The sequence below is a fragment of the Thioalbus denitrificans genome (assembly GCF_003337735.1).
In the GTDB taxonomy this organism is placed as follows: domain Bacteria; phylum Pseudomonadota; class Gammaproteobacteria; order DSM-26407; family DSM-26407; genus Thioalbus; species Thioalbus denitrificans.
The window spans coordinates 195,852-213,903 of the sequence record NZ_QPJY01000002.1; the positions used below are offsets into that span (position 1 = coordinate 195,852).

20 protein-coding genes are annotated in these 18,052 nt (G+C 67.4%); 19 read left to right on the forward strand and 1 reads right to left on the reverse strand.

Annotated elements, in window-relative coordinates:
• Nucleotides 1-23 precede the first annotated feature (23 nt).
• The 5 genes from DFQ59_RS05360 to secF are packed head-to-tail and all read left to right on the forward strand — an operon-like array spanning nucleotide 24 to nucleotide 5,841.
• Nucleotides 24-1,484: a sensor histidine kinase gene (locus DFQ59_RS05360; RefSeq protein ID WP_114278661.1), complete on the forward strand. Its 1,461-nt coding sequence runs from the start codon at nucleotides 24-26 to the stop codon at nucleotides 1,482-1,484.
• 35 nt (nucleotides 1,485-1,519) lie between these two features.
• Nucleotides 1,520-2,635: a tRNA guanosine(34) transglycosylase Tgt gene (tgt, locus tag DFQ59_RS05365; protein WP_114278662.1), complete on the forward strand. Its 1,116-nt coding sequence runs from the start codon at nucleotides 1,520-1,522 to the stop codon at nucleotides 2,633-2,635.
• Between the two features lie 39 nt (nucleotides 2,636-2,674).
• Complete coding sequence (gene yajC / locus DFQ59_RS05370) at nucleotides 2,675-3,007, forward strand: preprotein translocase subunit YajC (protein ID WP_114278663.1); 333 nt, start codon at nucleotides 2,675-2,677, stop codon at nucleotides 3,005-3,007.
• A 17-nt stretch (nucleotides 3,008-3,024) separates the two neighbouring features.
• Nucleotides 3,025-4,887 carry a protein translocase subunit SecD gene (gene secD / locus DFQ59_RS05375; RefSeq protein ID WP_114278664.1) on the forward strand — a complete coding sequence of 621 codons (1,863 nt, stop codon included), beginning with the start codon at nucleotides 3,025-3,027 and terminating at the stop codon, nucleotides 4,885-4,887.
• Nucleotides 4,888-4,899: 12 nt separating this feature from the next.
• Complete coding sequence (gene secF, locus DFQ59_RS05380) at nucleotides 4,900-5,841, forward strand: protein translocase subunit SecF (RefSeq protein ID WP_114278665.1); 942 nt, start codon at nucleotides 4,900-4,902, stop codon at nucleotides 5,839-5,841.
• Nucleotides 5,842-5,930: 89 nt separating this feature from the next.
• Here the strand turns inward: secF and suhB are convergent, their stop codons facing one another.
• Nucleotides 5,931-6,728, reverse strand: coding sequence for an inositol-1-monophosphatase (gene suhB / locus DFQ59_RS05385; protein WP_114278666.1), 798 nt, complete (start codon nucleotides 6,726-6,728; stop codon nucleotides 5,931-5,933).
• A gap of 139 nt (nucleotides 6,729-6,867) precedes the next feature.
• On the opposite strand from suhB, the gene trmJ reads away from it, so the two are divergent.
• From trmJ to DFQ59_RS05455, 14 genes are all read left to right on the forward strand, one after another.
• Nucleotides 6,868-7,623 (forward strand): tRNA (cytosine(32)/uridine(32)-2'-O)-methyltransferase TrmJ, encoded by a 756-nt coding sequence (gene trmJ, locus DFQ59_RS05390; protein WP_114278667.1) that lies wholly within the window; start codon nucleotides 6,868-6,870, stop codon nucleotides 7,621-7,623.
• Between the two features lie 84 nt (nucleotides 7,624-7,707).
• On the forward strand, nucleotides 7,708-8,541 hold the full coding sequence (gene cysE, locus DFQ59_RS05395) for a serine O-acetyltransferase (RefSeq protein WP_114279188.1): 834 nt from the start codon (nucleotides 7,708-7,710) through the stop codon (nucleotides 8,539-8,541).
• A gap of 78 nt (nucleotides 8,542-8,619) precedes the next feature.
• On the forward strand, nucleotides 8,620-9,090 hold the full coding sequence (gene iscR / locus DFQ59_RS05400; RefSeq protein ID WP_114278668.1) for a Fe-S cluster assembly transcriptional regulator IscR: 471 nt from the start codon (nucleotides 8,620-8,622) through the stop codon (nucleotides 9,088-9,090).
• A 48-nt stretch (nucleotides 9,091-9,138) separates the two neighbouring features.
• Nucleotides 9,139-10,353 (forward strand): IscS subfamily cysteine desulfurase, encoded by a 1,215-nt coding sequence (locus tag DFQ59_RS05405; RefSeq protein WP_114278669.1) that lies wholly within the window; start codon nucleotides 9,139-9,141, stop codon nucleotides 10,351-10,353.
• 57 nt (nucleotides 10,354-10,410) lie between these two features.
• On the forward strand, nucleotides 10,411-10,794 hold the full coding sequence (iscU, locus tag DFQ59_RS05410; RefSeq protein ID WP_114278670.1) for a Fe-S cluster assembly scaffold IscU: 384 nt from the start codon (nucleotides 10,411-10,413) through the stop codon (nucleotides 10,792-10,794).
• Nucleotides 10,795-10,924: 130 nt separating this feature from the next.
• Nucleotides 10,925-11,248 carry an iron-sulfur cluster assembly protein IscA gene (gene iscA, locus DFQ59_RS05415; protein WP_114278671.1) on the forward strand — a complete coding sequence of 108 codons (324 nt, stop codon included), beginning with the start codon at nucleotides 10,925-10,927 and terminating at the stop codon, nucleotides 11,246-11,248.
• A complete protein-coding gene (gene hscB, locus DFQ59_RS05420; protein ID WP_211314798.1) occupies nucleotides 11,241-11,804 on the forward strand; it encodes a Fe-S protein assembly co-chaperone HscB in 564 nt (187 codons plus the stop codon). The genes iscA and hscB overlap by 8 nt, the downstream gene beginning before the upstream one ends.
• Nucleotides 11,805-11,964: 160 nt before the next feature.
• Entirely contained in the window at nucleotides 11,965-13,845 is a 1,881-nt protein-coding gene (gene hscA, locus DFQ59_RS05425) for a Fe-S protein assembly chaperone HscA (RefSeq protein WP_114278673.1), read from the forward strand.
• A 2-nt stretch (nucleotides 13,846-13,847) separates the two neighbouring features.
• Nucleotides 13,848-14,186 (forward strand): ISC system 2Fe-2S type ferredoxin, encoded by a 339-nt coding sequence (gene fdx / locus DFQ59_RS05430; protein WP_114278674.1) that lies wholly within the window; start codon nucleotides 13,848-13,850, stop codon nucleotides 14,184-14,186.
• Nucleotides 14,186-14,380, forward strand: coding sequence for a Fe-S cluster assembly protein IscX (gene iscX, locus DFQ59_RS05435; protein WP_114278675.1), 195 nt, complete (start codon nucleotides 14,186-14,188; stop codon nucleotides 14,378-14,380). The genes fdx and iscX overlap by 1 nt, the downstream gene beginning before the upstream one ends.
• Before the next feature lie 282 nt (nucleotides 14,381-14,662).
• Nucleotides 14,663-15,094, forward strand: coding sequence for a nucleoside-diphosphate kinase (gene ndk, locus DFQ59_RS05440; protein WP_114278676.1), 432 nt, complete (start codon nucleotides 14,663-14,665; stop codon nucleotides 15,092-15,094).
• Nucleotides 15,095-15,143: 49 nt separating this feature from the next.
• Nucleotides 15,144-16,256 (forward strand): dual-specificity RNA methyltransferase RlmN, encoded by a 1,113-nt coding sequence (gene rlmN, locus DFQ59_RS05445; protein WP_114278677.1) that lies wholly within the window; start codon nucleotides 15,144-15,146, stop codon nucleotides 16,254-16,256.
• The gene (gene pilW, locus DFQ59_RS05450; RefSeq protein ID WP_114278678.1) at nucleotides 16,256-17,038 is read left to right on the forward strand and encodes a type IV pilus biogenesis/stability protein PilW; all 783 of its coding nucleotides are present in this window, start codon (nucleotides 16,256-16,258) and stop codon (nucleotides 17,036-17,038) included. The genes rlmN and pilW overlap by 1 nt, the downstream gene beginning before the upstream one ends.
• On the forward strand, nucleotides 17,038-18,045 hold the full coding sequence (locus DFQ59_RS05455) for a RodZ domain-containing protein (RefSeq protein WP_170142049.1): 1,008 nt from the start codon (nucleotides 17,038-17,040) through the stop codon (nucleotides 18,043-18,045). Before pilW ends, DFQ59_RS05455 begins: the two co-directional genes overlap by 1 nt.
• The last annotated feature ends 7 nt before the right edge of the window (nucleotides 18,046-18,052 follow it).

Here is an 18,052-nt window from a genome sequence, read left to right on the forward strand (position 1 = left end):
GGGAAGTCCGTCCCCGTGCGGCCATGACCGAGAGTCCGGACTCGATTGCGCGGGAACGCGAATTCTACCGCCGCCAGTGCGACGAGCAGGGCAGCCGGATCCTGCAGCTGCAGCAGGCGCTGACCCAGTCCCGGCGGGAGGCGCGGCGCAATCGTGCGACTGCGGAGATCATGGGCGAGCTCAACCGCCTCGCCGGGGAGGCGGTTGACCCGCGCAGTCTCGCAATCAGCTTCCTGGAACGCATGATGGTGACCCTGCGGCGTGACAGGGCCCTGATGCTGGCCTGCGAGGAGTCCGGCTCCACCGCCAGGGTGCTGAGCGCGGTGGGCTTTCCTGCCGGCGCGGCGCCCGTCGAGCTCCACCTCGGTTGCGACAGCGGCCACTGCCCGGAAGCCCTCGACTTCTCCTCGAACCCGGCGGTCATGGACGGTCTGCGCCACGCCATGGGCGTTGCCAGCCTGCTGTGGGCCTGTCATCCGGCGGAACGACTGGTGCTGCTGCTGGGCGGCAATGGCGAACAGCAGCCGCTCGCATTGGAGCAGGAGGAGAGCGACCAGGAGATCGTGCGCCAGGCACTGGCCGTCTATGCCGGGATCCGGGAGCTGATTCGCCTCAAGGCCGAGTTGCAGGCGGAGAATGTCGAGCGGCGGCAGGCGGAAGAGGCCTTGCGGGCGCACCGGGATCGGCTGCAGCAGCTGGTGGCCGAGCGCACCTGGGACCTGGAGCAGGCGAAGGAGGCGGCGGAGGCGGCCAACCGGGCCAAGAGCCACTTCCTGGCCAGCATCTCCCACGAGCTCAGGACGCCCATGCACGCCATCCTGGGATTCGCGGGGCTGGGGGTCGAACAGTCCTCCCACGCCGGGCGCGATCGGCTCGAGAGCTACTTCAGGGTCGTCCAGGAGAGCGGCCAGCGGTTGTTGTCGCTGCTCAACGACCTGCTCGATCTCTCCCGTCTCGAGGCCGGGCGGCTGGAGCTGGAGCTGGCCGCCTACGACCTGGTCAACCTGGTGCGCGCGACCCTGGAGGAGTTCGGCGTGCTCCTCGACGAACACCGTCAGGAAGTGGTCCTGACGGTGGAGACCGCCGTCACGGAGGTCTGGTGCGACCCGGATCGCACCATGCAGGTCATCCGCAACCTGCTTTCCAACGCCATCAAGTACAGCCCGGCCGGCAGCGCGATCGAGGTACGGTTCCAGGCCGCCGAGCTGTCCCGGCAGGGAGGGCGCCATCCCGCGGTCGCCGTGACGGTGACCGACTGCGGGGTGGGGATTCCGGAAGGGGAGACCGAACGGATCTTCGAGAAGTTCGTGCAGTCGAGCCGCACGCGCATGGCGGGCAGCGGCGCCGGGCTGGGGTTGGCCATCTGCCGCGACATCGTGGTGGCCCATGGTGGTCAAATCCGGGCAGACAACGCGGATGGCGGCGGCACCCGCTTTACCGTGGTGTTGCCATGTCCCCCGTCTGGCACGACGCATATCGAATAAAATCATATACTAGAAATAATATATTGATATCAGACATGAAGTATGAGCTTGTTGCAGAGGACGGCATGGCCCGGCGCGGCCGGCTGCATTTCCCCCGTGGGACGGTGGCAACCCCGGCCTTCATGCCGGTAGGCACCTACGGGACCGTGAAGGCCATGACGCCGGAGGAGGTGCGCGCCACCGGGGCCGAGATCATTCTCGGCAACACCTTCCACCTGATGCTGCGGCCGGGCACCGGGGTCGTGGCGACCCATGGCGATCTTCACGACTTCATGCACTGGGACGGTCCCATCCTGACCGATTCCGGGGGATTCCAGGTGTTCAGCCTGGGTGCGATGCGCCGCATCAGCGAGGCGGGCGTGACTTTCCAGTCGCCGGTGAACGGCGACCGCGTATTCCTCGGACCGGAAGAGTCGATGGCCGTGCAGCGCGCCCTGGGCGCGGATATCGTCATGATTTTCGACGAGTGCACCCCCTATCCGGCCGATGAGCGCACGGCCCGGGCCTCCATGGAGCTGTCGCTGCGCTGGGCCCGGCGCAGCAGGGAGGCCCACGGCGACAACCCGGCGGCCCTGTTCGGCATCGTCCAGGGCGGCATGTACCCGGAGCTGCGGGCGGAGTCGCTGGCGGGGCTGCGGGAGATCGGGTTCGACGGCTACGCCATCGGGGGCCTCTCGGTCGGTGAGCCGAAGGCGGAAATGCTGCGCATCCTCGACGCCACGGCGCCGGCACTGCCGGCGGACCGGCCCCGCTACCTGATGGGCGTCGGGACGCCGGAGGACATCGTGGAGGCGGTGCGCCGCGGCGTGGACATGTTCGACTGCGTGATGCCGACCCGGAATGCCCGCAACGGCTACCTGTTCACATCCACCGGCGTGGTCAAGATTCGCAATGCGGCCAACCGCGGCGACCCGCGACCGCTGGACGAGCAGTGCGGCTGCTACACCTGCCGCAACTACAGCCGTGCCTACCTCCATCACCTGGATCGCTGCCGGGAGATCCTCGGCGCCCGGCTCAACACCATCCACAACCTCCATTACTACCAGGTGCTGATGCGCGGACTGCGGGAGGCCATCGCCGCCGGAGAACTGGAGAACTACGTCACCCGCTTCTATGCCGGGCGCGCGCAACGGCCCGCGCCTGTGTCATAATCCCGGCTTTCATCAACCAATGGTCAGAAGGAAATCCCAATGAGCTTCTTCATAGCAGACGCCATGGCCCAGGCCCCGGCGGGAGCCGCCCAGGAGCCGAGCCTGCTCGGTTTCCTCCCCCTCGTCGTCATCTTCATCGTCTTCTGGTTCCTGCTCATCCGCCCCCAGCAGAAGCGGGCCAAGGAGCACCGGCAGATGGTGGAAAACCTGGCCAAGGGCGACGAGGTGGTCACCACGGGTGGTCTGCTCGGCCGCATCACCAAGCTGGGCGAGAATTTCGTCGTCGTTGAAATCGCCGAGGGCATCGAGGTGAAGGTCCAGAAGCAGATGGTCGCCTCGCTCATGCCCAAGGGCACCAGCAAGTCGCTGTAAGGGATCCCCGCCCGGTCATGCTCAACAAATACCCGCTCTGGAAATATGTGCTGATCGCGCTGGTCATGGTGATCGGCCTCCTGTTCGCGCTGCCCAACATCTACGGCGAGGATCCTGCGCTGCAGATCTCGGCCAACCGCGGCGCCACGGTGGACGAGGCCCTGGTCGAGAAGGTGAATGGGGCGCTGAAGCAGGCGAAACTGCCGCCCCTGACCATCGAGAACGACGGCCGCCAGCTGCTGGCGCGCTTCGGCAGCACCGAGACCCAGCTCGAAGCCTACGACGTGGTGCGCGAGGCCCTCGGCACCGACTACCAGGTGGCCCTCAACCTGGCGCCGGCCACGCCGGCCTGGCTGCTGGATATCCATGCGCTGCCCATGTACCTGGGGCTGGATCTGCGCGGCGGTGTCCACTTCCTGATGGAGGTGGACATGGACGCGGCGGTTGCCCAGGCCGAGGAGCGCTACGTGGAGGAGCTGCGCGGGGAGCTGCGCGGGGAGAAGATCCGCTACCTGACCATCGGCCGCTCCGGCCGCGGCGGCATCGACATCAAGTTCCGCGATGCCGAGGAGCGGGCCAGGGCCGAGACCTTCATCAGCGACCGTTTCGCCGACCTGGTGCTGATCGACGAGGATCGGCCCGAAGGGGTGTTCCTGCACGCGGCCATGCGTGAGCAGGCGGCCCGGGACATTCGCAAGTTCTCGGTGGAGCAGAACATCACCACCCTGCGCAACCGCGTCAACGAGCTGGGCGTGGCGGAACCGGTCATCCAGCAGCAGGGCGAGAACCGCATCGTGGTGCAGCTGCCGGGCGTGCAGGACACCGTGCGGGCGAAGGAGATCCTGGGCGCGACCGCCACGCTCGAGTTCCGCATGGTGGACGACACCCACGATGCCTACGAGGCGCAGTCGACCGGGCGCGTTCCGCCGGGCTCCAAGCTCTATCACGACCGGGACGGGCGGCCGATCCTGACCCGCAACCAGGTGATGCTCACCGGTGACTACATCACCGACGCGGCTTCGGGCATCGAGCAGCAGACCGGCACACCGGCGGTGTTCATCACCCTGGACGGCAAGGGGGCGCGCATCTTCAGCAAGGCCACCGCCGAGGAGGTGGGCAAGCCGATGGCCGTGGTCTACATCGAGAACAAGACCGAGACCACGGTGGTGGACGGCAAGGAGGTCAAGAAGAAGCTGCGCGTGGAGGAGGTCATCAACGTGGCCGTCATCCGCGAACAGCTCGGCAAGCGCTTCCAGGTCACCGGTCTGGACAGCACCGAGGAGGCCCGCAACCTGGCGCTGCTGCTGCGCGCCGGCGCCCTGGCCGCTCCCATCGACATCGTCGAGGAGCGCACCGTGGGACCCAGCCTGGGCCAGGAGAACATCAACCAGGGCTTCATCGCCACGCTGGTGGGCCTGGTCGCGGTGATTATCTTCATGGCGCTCTACTACCGCGCCTTCGGGCTGGTGGCGAACCTGGCGCTGGTGGCCAACGTGGTGCTCATCGTTGCCGTCCTGTCCATGCTGCAGGCCACCCTGACCCTGCCGGGCATCGCCGGCATCCTGCTCACGGTGGGCATGGCCGTGGACGCCAACGTGCTCATCTTCGAGCGCATACGCGAGGAGATGCGCAACGGCAACACGCCCCAGGCCAGCATCCATGCCGGCTACGAACGGGCCTTCGGCACCATCGCCGATGCCAACATCACCACGCTCATCGCCGCCATCGTGCTGTTCAGCTTCGGCACCGGCCCCATCAAGGGGTTCGCCGTCACCCTCAGCATCGGCATCGTGACTTCCATGTTCACGGCCATCATGGGCACGCGCTCCGTCATCAACCTGATCTACGGCGGTCGCCGGGTCAAGCAACTGTCCATCTAGGGGATTCAGCTCATGGAATTCTTTCGAATCAACCGGACGATCGACTTCATGCGGCTGCGCAAGCCCATGGTGATCCTGTCGGTCGTCCTGGTCCTGGCATCGATTCTCCTGCTGGCGACCCGCGGGCTGAACTTCGGTCTCGACTTCACCGGCGGCACCCTCATCGAGGTGGGCTACGAGAACCCCGTCGACCTGGCCGGGGTGCGCGAGACCCTGCGGCAGGGGGAATTCGGCGACGCGGTGGCCCAGCACTTCGGCACCTCCCGCGATGTCCTGGTACGGCTGGCCCCCCGCGCCGACGTGAGCAGCGCGGACCTCAGCACCCGGGTACTGCGGGTGCTGCAGGATGGCGCCGCCGGGCAGAAGGTGGAGGTGCGTCGGGTGGAGTTCGTGGGCCCCCAGGTGGGTGACCAGCTGGTGGAGCAGGGCGGCCTGGCGATGCTCTACGCCCTCATCGGCATCTTCATCTACGTCGCCTTCCGCTTCGAGTGGCGCTTCTCCGCCGGGGCCATCCTGGCCACGGTGCACGACGTGGTGCTGACCCTGGGGCTGTTCTCGCTGCTGCAGGTGGAGTTCGACCTTACCGTGCTGGCGGCGGTGCTGGCGGTCATCGGCTATTCGGTGAATGACACGGTGGTGGTGTTCGACCGTATCCGCGAGAATTTCCGCAAGCTGCGCAAGGGAACATCCATGGATGTGGTGAACAGTTCCCTGACCCAGACCCTGTCACGCACCATCATGACCTCGGGCACCACCCTCATCGTGGTGGTGGCCCTGTTCCTGCTGGGCGGAACCCTCATCCACGCCTTCGCCATCGCCCTCATCTTCGGCATCGTGATCGGCACCTACTCCTCCATCTACGTGGCCAGCTTCGCCGCTCTCGCCCTGGGTGTGAGCAGGCAGGACCTGGTGCTGCCGAAGAAGGAGGGGGCGGAGGCCGGGGGACAACCCTGAGCCGCGCCGAGGGACAGGCGGACACAAAAAAGACGCCCCGGCCTCGGCCGGGGCGTCTTTTTTTGCACCCATCGGGGGTGACCGGGGTGTTACTTGCGCAGCTCCGGCGGCAGGCAGGGATGGATGGCCTGGAGCATGCCCTTGAAGACCTTCGGGCTGCCGGCCACGATATTGCCGCTGGAGAGAAAGTTGGAACCGCCGCCGAAGTCGCCCACCAGGCCCCCGGACTCCTGCACCATCAGCGCGCCGGCGCCCATGTCCCAGGGCTGCAGGCCGAACTCCCAGTAGCCGTCCAGCCGACCGGCCGCCACGTAGGCCAGATCCAGGGCCGCGGAGCCGGCGCGGCGGATGTCCGCGGCCTGGGGGAAGAGGGCGTTGAAGGTCTTCAGGTAGACCTCCAGCCGCTGGGGCTGGCGGAACGGGAACCCGGTGCCGAGCAGTGCGCCCTCAACGCCGTTGAGACGGCTGACGCGCACCCGCCGGCCATCGAGCTGGACGCCCGAGCCGCGGCTGGCGGTGAACAGTTCCTGGCGCACGGGATCGTAGATGATGCCGTGTTCGAGCCGGCCCCGGATCTGCACCGCGATGGAGACGGCATAGTGGGGGAAGTTGTGCAGAAAGTTGGTGGTGCCATCCAGGGGATCGATGAGCCAGACCACCTCGGCGCTGCCCTGGGCACCGCTCTCCTCGGCCAGGATGGCGTGATCGGGATAGGCCTTGCGGATGACCTGGATGATCTCCGCCTCGGCCATGCGGTCCACGTCGCTGACGAAGTCGTGCCGCCCCTTCGTCTGCACCTGCAGGGCATCGAGCTTGGGAATGGCGCGGGTGATGACGTTGCCGGCTCGGCGGGCGGCGTTGACGGCGATATTGACCAGGGGGTGCATGGGTGGGTGAAGCCCTCGACTGCGTTGGAAAACGCCGAATAATAGCATGGGCGCGCGCCAGCGCGGCAGTTGTTGCCGTCCGGCGGCGAAATCGGCGCAATCCGGGGTAGAATTCCGCACTTTCCCCAGGAGCTGAACCGTGCTCGACAATATCACCATCGTGCTGGTCAACCCGTCCCATCCCGGCAACATCGGCGCCGCGGCCCGGGCCATGAAGACCATGGGGCTGTCCCGGCTGCGGCTGGTGCAGCCCGCCGACTACCCCTGTGCGGAGGCGACGGCCCGGGCGTCGGGGGCGGACGACATCCTGGCCCGGGCCGAGGTCTGCGCGAACCTGGAGGAGGCCGTGGCCGACTGTGTGCTGGTGGCCGGCACCAGCGCCCGCAGCCGGACCCTGCCCTGGCCGCTGCTGGAGGCGCGCGAGGCGGCCGGGCGACTGGCGGCCGAGGCGGGCGCGGGGGATCGGGTGGCGCTGCTGTTCGGCCGTGAGCGGACCGGCCTGACCAACGACGAGCTGGCCCGCTGCCACTTCCATGTCACCATTTCCAGCAACCCGGACTACAGCTCGCTGAACCTGGCCGCGGCGGTGCAGATCCTGGCCTATGAGCTGCGCCTTGCAGCGGGAGCGGCGCCGGCGCGTCCCGCCGCCCCCGAGGCACCGGAGGGTGAACCCGTCACCCAGGCGGAGATGGAAGGGTTCTACGGCCACCTCGAGCGGGTCCTGGTGGCGACCGGATTCCTCGATCCGGACAGCCCGAAGCGGCTCCTGCCCCGGCTGCGCCGCCTCTATGCCCGCGCGCGGCCGGACCGGGTGGAGCTCAACATCCTGCGGGGCATGCTCAAGGCGATGGAGAAGCATCTGCAATTCCGGCGCCCTACCGAGCCGGGAGACTGACGCCGATCATGGTTTCCCGCTGGAAAGGGAGGGTGATTACCCAGTATAATGCTGGGACTTTTCAGCCTTCCGCTCGGACGCCCCATGTTCTCCAGACTCCGCGAAGACATCAACAGCGTATTCGATCGCGATCCCGCCGCACGCAACACCTTCGAGGTCATCACCAACTATCCCGGCATCCATGCCGTCATCTACTACCGCATGGCCAACGCCCTGTGGCGGCACAACTGGAAATGGCTGGCCCGCACCCTCTCCACCCTGGCCCGCTGGCTCACCGGCATCGAAATCCATCCCGGCGCGCGCATCGGCCGGCGCTTCTTCATCGATCACGGCATGGGGGTGGTCATCGGGGAGACGGCGGAGATCGGGGACGACTGCACCCTCTATCACGGTGTGACCCTGGGCGGGACCAGCTGGAGTGCGGGCAAGCGTCACCCCACCCTCGGCGACAACGTGGTGGTGGGGGCCGGGGCCAAGGTGCTCGGTCCCCTCGTGGTGGGCAATGGCGCGCGCATCGGTTCCAATGCCGTGGTGATCCGCGATGTGCCGCCCGGGGCGACCGTGGTCGGCGTACCCGGACATGTCATCATGCGGGGCGAGGAGGATGACGAGCAGCAGCAGAAGCGCCACGCCATCGCCCGCAAGATCGGCTTCGATGCCTACGGCATGCACGGCACCATGCCGGATCCCGTGGCCAAGGCCATCGACTGCATGCTGGATCATATGCATGCCACCGACCAGCGGCTGGAAGCCATGTGCCGTTCACTCAAGGTCCTGGGGGCCGAGTACCCCGATCTCGAAGGGGAGGGGCTGGACGTCGAGCGGGTCAAGGAGAACCTCAACTGCGGCTCTCCCGGGGAGGGTGACGCCGCGGCGGCGGAGGAGAGCCCGGAAACAGTGAGTCAACAAAATAAATAGGGATTTTTAGTTGACTGCCATAGTAGGCTATGTAGAATTAGCGGTATCTTATACACCAACCCGGGAAGGTAAAAGGCAATGAGGCTGACCACGAAAGGGCGCTACGCCGTCACCGCGATGCTGGACCTGGCCATCCACTACCAGGAAGGGCCCATCACCCTGGCAGACATCTCCCAGCGGCAGGGCATCTCGCTGTCCTACCTCGAGCAGCTGTTCTCCCGCCTGCGCAAGCAGGGGCTGGTGAACAGCACCCGCGGTCCGGGCGGCGGCTACCGGCTGAGCCGCGAGGCCGGCGAGATCGCCGTCGCCGACGTGATCCAGGCGGTGGACGAGAAGATCGACGCCACCCGCTGCAGCGGCCAGGGCAACTGCCAGGAGGGCCGGGCCTGCCTGACCCACCACCTGTGGATGGACCTCAGCGACCAGATCCTGGAGTTTCTGCAGGGCATCACCCTGGGCGAGCTGGTTACGCGGCGCGAAGCCATCGAGAGCGAGCATCAGCACGGTGCCAGCGAGAAGAGCATCAGCGCCGGGGCGCTCAACGCCTGAGCCGGCCTACCCTGAACGCTACCGCGGTCTGTACGAGGCAGTAAACCGATGAAGCTCCCGATCTACATGGATTACGCGGCCACCACCCCGGTGGATCCCCGGGTCGCAGAGAAAATGATGGCCTATCTCACGCCGGACGGCATGTTCGGCAACCCGGCCTCCCGCTCCCACCCCTTCGGCTGGGACGCCGAAAAGGCGGTGGAGGAGGCGCGTGCCGAGGTGGCCGCCCTGATCAACGCCGATCCGAAGGAGATCGTCTGGACCTCCGGCGCCACTGAGTCGGACAACCTGGCCATCAAGGGCGTGGCCCACTTCTACCAGAAGAAGGGCCGGCACATCATCACCTGCAAGACCGAGCACAAGGCGGTGCTGGACACCTGCCGGCAGCTCGAGCGTGAGGGTTTCGAGGTGACCTACCTGGATCCCGAGCCGAGCGGGCTGGTGGACATGGCGAAGCTGGAAGCCGCCCTGCGCAAGGACACGATCCTGGTGTCCATCATGCATGTGAACAACGAGGTCGGGGTCATCCAGGACATCGCCGCCATCGGTGAGCTGACCCGTTCCCGCGGCGTGCTGTTCCACGTGGACGCGGCCCAGAGCGCGGGCAAGGTGCCCATCGACCTGCAGCAGATGAAGGTGGACCTGATGTCCTTCTCCGGACACAAGATCTACGGCCCCAAGGGCGTCGGCGCCCTGTACGTGCGGCGCAAGCCGCGGGTGCGCATCGAGGCCCAGATGCACGGCGGCGGCCATGAGCGCGGCATGCGCTCCGGGACGCTGCCCACCCACCAGATCGTGGGCATGGGCGAGGCCTTCCGCATCGCCCGCGCGGAGATGGCCGCCGAGAACGAGCGCCTGCGGATGCTGCGCGACCGCCTCTGGGACGGCATCAAGGACATGGAGGAGGTCTACCTCAATGGCGACCCCGAGCACCGCGTGGCCGGGAACCTGAACGTCAGCTTCGCCTTCGTGGAGGGCGAGTCGCTGATGATGTCGCTGAAGGATATCGCCGTCTCCTCCGGCTCCGCCTGCACCTCCGCCAGCCTCGAACCCTCCTACGTGCTGCGGGCGCTGGGGCGCAAGGACGAGTTGGCGCACAGCTCGCTCCGCCTCTCCCTGGGCCGGTTCACCACCGAGGAGGAGGTGGACTACGCGGTGGAGCAGATCCGCACCGCCGTCCAGAAGCTGCGCGAGCTCTCGCCCCTGTGGGAGATGTACAAGGAGGGCATCGATCTCTCCACCGTGCAGTGGGCCGCCCACTGACCGATTGACGACAGGCCGGCGTTGCGGCGCCGGCACATGAATACGAGGGAAAGACGCATGGCTTACAGCGACAAGGTCATGGACCACTACGAGAACCCGCGCAACGTGGGCAACCTGGACAAGCAGGATCCCAACGTCGGCACCGGCATGGTGGGCGCACCCGCCTGCGGCGACGTGATGAAGCTCCAGATCAGGGTCAATGACCAGGGCGTCATCGAGGATGCCAAGTTCAAGACCTATGGCTGCGGCTCGGCCATCGCCTCCAGCTCCCTGGTCACCGAATGGGTGAAGGGCAAGACCCTGGAGGAGGCCCGCCAGATCAAGAACAGCGCCATTGCCGAGGAGCTGGCGCTGCCGCCGGTGAAGATCCACTGCTCGGTGCTGGCCGAGGACGCCATCAAGGCCGCCATCGAGGACTTCCAGTCCAAGCGCAAGGGCTGAACCGGCCGGATCCGGGGTGCCGCGCAGCCGGGCTGTGCTACCATTGGCCGCCCGACAGCGGCCGGAACACCGGGTACACGGTCCGGTCGAACCGGATATAGAACCGAGAGCCACATGGGAGTCGATGCTAATGGCTATCACGATGACTGAAGCGGCCGCCGATCATGTGCGGAAATACATGGCCAACCGCGGCAAGGGCGAAGGCCTGCGGGTGGGGGTCAAGCCGTCCGGCTGTTCCGGCATGGCCTATGTCCTGGAATTCGCCGATGCCGTCGGGCCCGAGGACCAGGTCTTCGAGGACCACGGGGTGAAGATCATCGTGGACCCCAAGAGCCTGATCTACCTCGACGGCACCCAGCTGGACTATGCCCGCGAGGGGCTCAACGAGGGGTTCAAGTTCAACAATCCCAACGCCAAGAATGCCTGCGGCTGCGGCGAGAGCTTCGGTGTCTGAAATCCAGCCGACCACCCCGCCGGTGGTTGACGATTTCTTCGCCCTGTTCGGCATTGAACCCGGCTTCGCTCTCGACGCGACGGATCTGGCCGGTCGCTACCGCGATCTGCAGCGAAGCGTCCACCCGGACCGCTTCGCCGGCGCCTCCGACCGGGACCGCCTGCTGGCGGTACAGAAGGCGTCGCTCATCAACGAAGCCTACCAGACCCTGCGCGACCCGCTCCGGCGGGCGTGCTACCTGCTCGAGCGCCGGGGTTTCGACCCCGGACTCGAAAACAACACGGTCATGGATCCCGCTTTCCTGATGGACCAGCTGGAGCTGCGCGAGGGTCTCGAGGAGGCCCGTGACGCGGAGCGGCCGGCCGAGGCCGTGGCCCGTGTCGCCGGCGACATCGAGGCGCGCATCGACGCACTGCGAACGGAGCTGGCGCGAGAGTTCGATTCCGGCACCGCCGAGTCCCTGCAGGCGGCCTGCGAGGCCGTCCGGCGACTGCAGTTCATGGAGCGCCTGCACCAGCAGGCGACCGATCTGGAGGAGGAACTGCTCGAGCTCTGAGTGCCGGCCGGGACGGCATGGGGCCCGCGAGTGTGATGACCGCCCCGGACCCAGGCCCAGCGGCGGCATACGACTCCTGGCGGGCGATTCTCCGGCAACGCTCCCTGAAGCGCTCCGCTTCAAGGTCTACCCATTCGAACGTCTGATCGAAACCTGAAACATGGCACTTCTGCAGATATCCGAGCCGGGCCAGTCGATGGCCCCGCACCAGCAACGCCTCGCCGTCGGCATCGATCTCGGCACCACCAATTCCCTGGTCGCCTCCGTGCGCAGCGGCAGCGCCGAGACCCTGCCCGATGCCGGGGGGCGGCACCTGCTGCCCTCCGTGGTGCACTACAGCGCGGACGGCGGCGTGCTCGTCGGCTACGAGGCGCGCAAGTTCGCCCACGAGGACCCGCTCAACACCATCGCCTCGGTGAAGCGGCTCATGGGGCGCGGCGTGAGCGACGTGAAGTACGCCGGCTCCCTGCTCCCCTATGACTTCGTCGGCTGCGAGGAGGGCATGCCCCGCCTGCGGACCGTCGCCGGTGAAATCAGCCCGGTGGAGGTCTCGGCCGAGATCCTTAAGGCGCTGGCCGCGCGGGCGGAGGATACGCTGGGCGGCGAGCTGAGCGGCGTGGTGGTCACGGTGCCCGCCTATTTCGACGATGCGCAGCGGCAGGCCACCAAGGATGCCGCCCAGCTGGCCGGCCTGAAGGTGCTGCGGCTGCTCAGCGAACCCACCGCCGCGGCCGTGGCCTATGGCCTCGATCGGGGCTCCGAGGGCATCCATGCCGTCTATGACCTGGGCGGCGGCACCTTCGACATCTCCATCCTCCACCTCAACAAGGGCGTGTTCGAGGTGATGGCCACCGGCGGCGACACGGCGCTGGGCGGTGACGACATGGACCGGGCCGTGGCGGAGTGGATCATGGCCCAGGCGGGTGTCTGCGATGACGCCAGCCACCAGGAGCTGCGCCGGCTCATGACCCATGCCTGCGCCGCGAAGGAGGCGCTGACGGAGGCCGAACAGACCACCATCGTCATCGATTGCGGCAGGCGGGGCAGCTGGGAGGGAGTGCTGACCCGTGCGCAGTTCGATGCCCTGGTGGATCCCATCATCGACCGGACTCTGGCCACCACCCGCCGGACCCTGCGCGACGCCGGGCTGAAAGCCGCCGAGGTCGCCGACGTGGTGATGGTGGGCGGCTCCACCCGGGTGCCGCGGGTGCGGGAGCGGGTCAGCGAGTTCTTCGGCCGCCCGGTGCTCACCGACATCGATCCCGAGCGGGTGGTGGCCGTCGGCGCGGCCATCCAGGCCGATATCCTGGTGGGCAACAAGCCCGAGAACGAGATGCTCCTGCTCGACGTGCTGCCCCTGTCGCTCGGCATGGAGACCATGGGCGGACTGGTGGAGAAGGTCATCCCCCGCAACACGCCCATTCCGGCGGCCCGGGCACAGGATTTCACCACCTTCAAGGACGGTCAGACCGCCATGGCCATCCACGTGGTCCAGGGCGAGCGCGAACTGGTCAGCGATTGCCGTTCGCTGGCCCGCTTCGAGCTGCATGAGATCCCCGCCATGGTGGCGGGCGCGGCCCGCATCCGCATCACCTTCCAGGTGGATGCCGACGGCCTGCTCAGTGTCTCGGCCCGGGAACTGTCCACCGGGGTGGAGAGCAGCATCCAGGTGAAGCCTTCCTACGGCCTCAACGAGGCGGAGATCGAGTCCATGCTCCGCGACTCCCTGGATCACGCCAAGGACGATGTCCAGGCGCGCAACCTGCGCGAGCAGCAGGTGGAGGCCGACCGCCTGCTGGAGAATCTCGACAGCGCGCTGGAAGCCGATGGCGAAAGCCTGCTCAGCGGCGCGGAGCGGGAGGCCATCGATGGCGCCATGACGGCGCTGCGCGAGGCGCGCTCGGGCAGCGATCAGCGCCTGATCAAGCGCCGCATGGAGGAGCTCGACCGGCTGACGGCCGAGTTCGCCGCCCGGCGCATGGATGCCAGCATCCGCCGGGCGCTGCAGGGTCACAAACTGGAAGAGTTCGCGGGGGGTTGAGGGTGCCGAGAATCATTTTTCTTCCACACGAGGACTATTGCCCGGAGGGCATGGTCGTGGATGCCGAGCCGGGAACCACCATCCTGGACGCGGCCCTGGCGCATGGCATCGAGCTGGAGCATGCCTGCGAGAAATCCTGCGCCTGCACGACCTGCCACCTGATTGTCCGCGAGGGGTTCGAGTCGCTCGAGGATGCCGACGAGGTGGAGGAGGACATGCTCGACAAGGCCTGGGGCCTGGAGCCGGAGTCGCGCCTCGGCTGCCAGGCGGTGGTTGCCGACGCGGACCTGGTGGTGGAGATTCCGAAGTACAACATCAACCTGGCCTCGGAGCATCACTGATGAAGTGGACCGATATCAACGACATCGCCATCGAGCTGGACGAGTCCCATCCGGAGGTCGACCCGCGCTATGTCCGCTTCACCGACCTGCATGCCTGGGTGTGTGCCCTGGAGGGGTTCGACGACGACCCCGAACACTCCAACGAGAAGATACTGGAGGCCATCCAGATGGCCTGGATGGAGGAGCGGGACTGAGCGGTTCCGCCCCGTTCCGGGCCTGCCGCCGGGCGGCGCCGGCCTGACGCGGCTGAGGTTCGCAGGCGTCGGGACGCGGGGCCGGGCGATCCCCGCCGGGCCCGTCGGAAAACCGGCACCGGCACCGCTTGCCGAATCCCAAAGACCGTGTCATTGCCCCGGAACCCGCGTATAATCGCGGGTTCAGTTTTTCTCGGGAACCCGGTCGCGCGCGAGATTCTGGAGCGGCGCTGGGAACTCTGGTGTTAATCTTTCAAAAACAATTGACTAGCGGAGCTATCGATGGCCGTTGAACGCACCCTTTCCATCATCAAGCCCGATGCCGTGGCGAAGAATGTCATCGGTGAAATCTACAGCCGGTTCGAGAAGGCGGGCCTGCGCATCGTCGCCGCCCGGATGCTGCACCTGAGCCGCGAGCAGGCGGAGGGTTTCTATGCCGTGCACAGGGAACGTCCCTTCTTCAACGACCTGGTGGCGTTCATGACCTCCGGCCCGGTGATGGTCCAGGCGCTGGAAGGCGAGGACGCCATCGCCAAGCACCGCGAGGTGATGGGCGCCACCAATCCGAAGGAGGCCGCGCCCGGCACCATCCGCGCCGATTTCGCCTCCACCATCGACGAGAATGCCGTGCACGGCTCCGATGGTCCCGACACCGCCAAGACCGAGATCGCCTTCTTCTTCAGGGAAGAGGAGATCTGCCCCCGTACCCGCTGAATCCGGAGCGCCGGCGGCCTCAGGCCGCCGGCCCCCCCGACCCATGCCTATGGCCGCGACGACGACGCCCAAGATCAACCTTCTGGACCTGGACCGTGAGGGCCTCGCGGCCTTTTTCACGGAGCTGGGCGAGAAGCCGTTCCGTGCCACCCAGGTCATGCAGTGGATTCACCAGCATGGCGTCGTCGACTTCGCGGCCATGACCAACCTGAGCAAGGCGCTCCGGGCCCGCCTCGCCGAGGTCGCGGAAGTGCGTCTGCCGGAGGTGGCCCTGGAGCAGCGCTCCACCGACGGCACCTGCAAGTGGCTGCTGCGCCTGGCCGACGGCAACTGCGTCGAGGCCGTGTTCATTCCCGAAGAGGGGCGCGGAACGCTGTGTGTCTCCTCCCAGGTGGGATGCGCCCTGGACTGCACCTTCTGCTCCACGGCCCGGCAGGGGTTCAACCGCAATCTCACCTGCGGCGAGATCATCGGCCAGGTCTGGCTGGCGGTACGGGAGCTGGATCCCGAGCCCGGCACGGGCCGCGACCGGATGGTCACGAACGTGGTGCTGATGGGCATGGGCGAACCCCTGCTCAACCTCGACAACGTGGTTCGGGCCACCAACCTGATGATGGATGATCTCGCCTACGGCCTGTCCAAGCGCCGGGTCACCCTGAGCACCGCGGGTGTCGTGCCGGCCCTCGACCGGCTGGCCGAGGTCAGCGATGTCAGCCTGGCCGTCTCCCTCCACGCGCCGGACGACGAACTCCGCAACGAGCTGGTGCCCATCAACCGCAAGTATCCCATCCGGGAGTTGCTGGCGGCCTGTCGGCGCTACCTGGGAGAAAATGACCGGCGCCGGGTAACCATCGAGTACGTGCTGCTGGCCGGCATCAATGATTCGCCGGCCCATGCCCGCGCCCTGTGCCGGGTGCTGAAGGGGCTGCCGTCCAAGATCAACCTGATACCCTTCAATCCGTTCCCGGGCGCGCCTTACGGCTGTCCGGACGATGCCACCATCGACGAGTTCCGCAACATCCTGATGGCGGCGGGCTACACCACGGTCACCCGCAAGACCCGGGGCGCGGACATCGATGCCGCCTGCGGTCAGCTCGTCGGGCGGGTCGCCGACCGGACCCGCCGCACCCAGCGCATCGCCCTGCAGGGAGGACAAGTGTGATGAGGAAGGCGTTGAAAGGGGGCTGGCTCCTGATCCTGGTGTTGGCCCTGGCCGGCTGCAACACGCTGCAGAGCCGCACCGAGCCGGTCACGACCATTCCCGGCGTGGATCGCGAGCCGACCAAGGCGGAGATCTATACCAATCTCGGGGTTGCCTACATGGAAGGCGGTCGTCCCGATCTCGCCATGTCGAAACTGCAGCGGGCGCTGCAGGAGGATCCGCGTCTGCCTTCGGCCCACCATGCCATGGGGCTGCTCCGGGCCCGGCTGCGCGAATACGACGCGGCGGAGAGCTCGTTCAAGCGGGCGCTGGAGCTGCAGCCGAACTACTCCGAGGCGCACAACAACTACGGCGTGTTCCTGTGCGAGCTCAAGCGCTACGACGACGCCGACCGGGAGTTCCAGCTGGCGCTCGACAATCCGCTCTACCGCACCCCGGCCATGGCCTATGAGAATGCCGGCCAGTGCGCCCTGCTGGCGGGCAGGAACGAGCAGGCGGAGAAGTATTTCCGCAGTGCGCTGGGCAACAACAGCCGCCTGCCGAAGTCCCTCTACCAGCTCGCCCGCATCGAATTCGAGCGCGGTAACCGGGAACTGGCCCAGGACTACCTGGACCGGTTTCTGAAAGTTTCCGAACAGACGCCGCAGAGTCTGTGGCTCGGGATTCGCCTGGCCCGCGCTGCCGGTGACGATGACCGGGCGGCGAGCTACGCGCTGCTGTTGCGGGCCCGGTTCCCGGATTCCGAGGAGAACCGATTGCTGATGCAGACGGGGAATCAATGATGGAAACCGCAGTCGATCCAGCCGAGGAGAACAACCGCAGCGACCGGCTCCAGCCCGGGTCGCGGTTGCGTGCCGCACGGGAAGCCCGTGGCCTGAGCACTGCCGAGGTGGCTGCGCAGCTGCACCTGACCCGGAGCATCATCGATGCGCTCGAGACCGACAATTACGATGCCGGTCCGGGTCCCGTGTTCATGCGCGGCTACCTGCGCAGCTACGCCCGCCTGATGGGGCTGCCCACCGACGAGCTGCTGATCCAGCTCGACGGGGTGGAGGGGGCCAGCTGGACGGAGCCGCCCCGGGTCACGCCCAGGCCGGCGCGGACCCAGGCCCGCATGAGCGATCGCCCGGTGCGCTGGATTACCTACGCCATCGTCGGTGGCATCATTGCCCTGACCGTGATCTGGTGGCGCAGCAATATCACCGAGGATCAGCCGGCGCCCGCCACCGCGCCCGCTGCCGGCATGGCCGGGGAGGGCGCGGAGCCCATGCCGCCCCCGCGCCCGGTCGGGTCCGAACCGGCTGTCCCGATCACGCAGCCGCCCGGCCCGGGCCTGGCCGCGGAGCCGGACTCGGCGCCGGCAATCGCAGCCGCCGCCCCCGAAGCGGCCCCGTCCGCCCCGCCGTCACCCATGCCGGAGGCCCCCGCCGGAGCGGAGGGGGCGCCGGGGCCGGCAGCCGCCCGGACCGGCACGGCGCCCGCTCCGGACGACGGGACGACGGCGGCTGCGGCCGACTCCGCAGCCGCGGAAGCGGAGGTGGGTGCGGCGGATCTGCGCCTCACCTTCAGCGGCGAGTGCTGGGTGCGGATTACCGACGGCAGCGGCAAGGTACTGAAGGTGGGCGTCATCCCGGCGGGCGAAACCCTGGAGTACAGCGGCGGCCTGCCGTACCGGGTGGTGCTGGGCAATGCGCCGGTGGTGAAGGTCGAGTACCGCGGTGAGCCCTACGATCACCTCGCCTCCGGCCGTCAGGGCGTGGCCCGCTTCACCCTCGGCGAAGGCAACTGAACGGAGC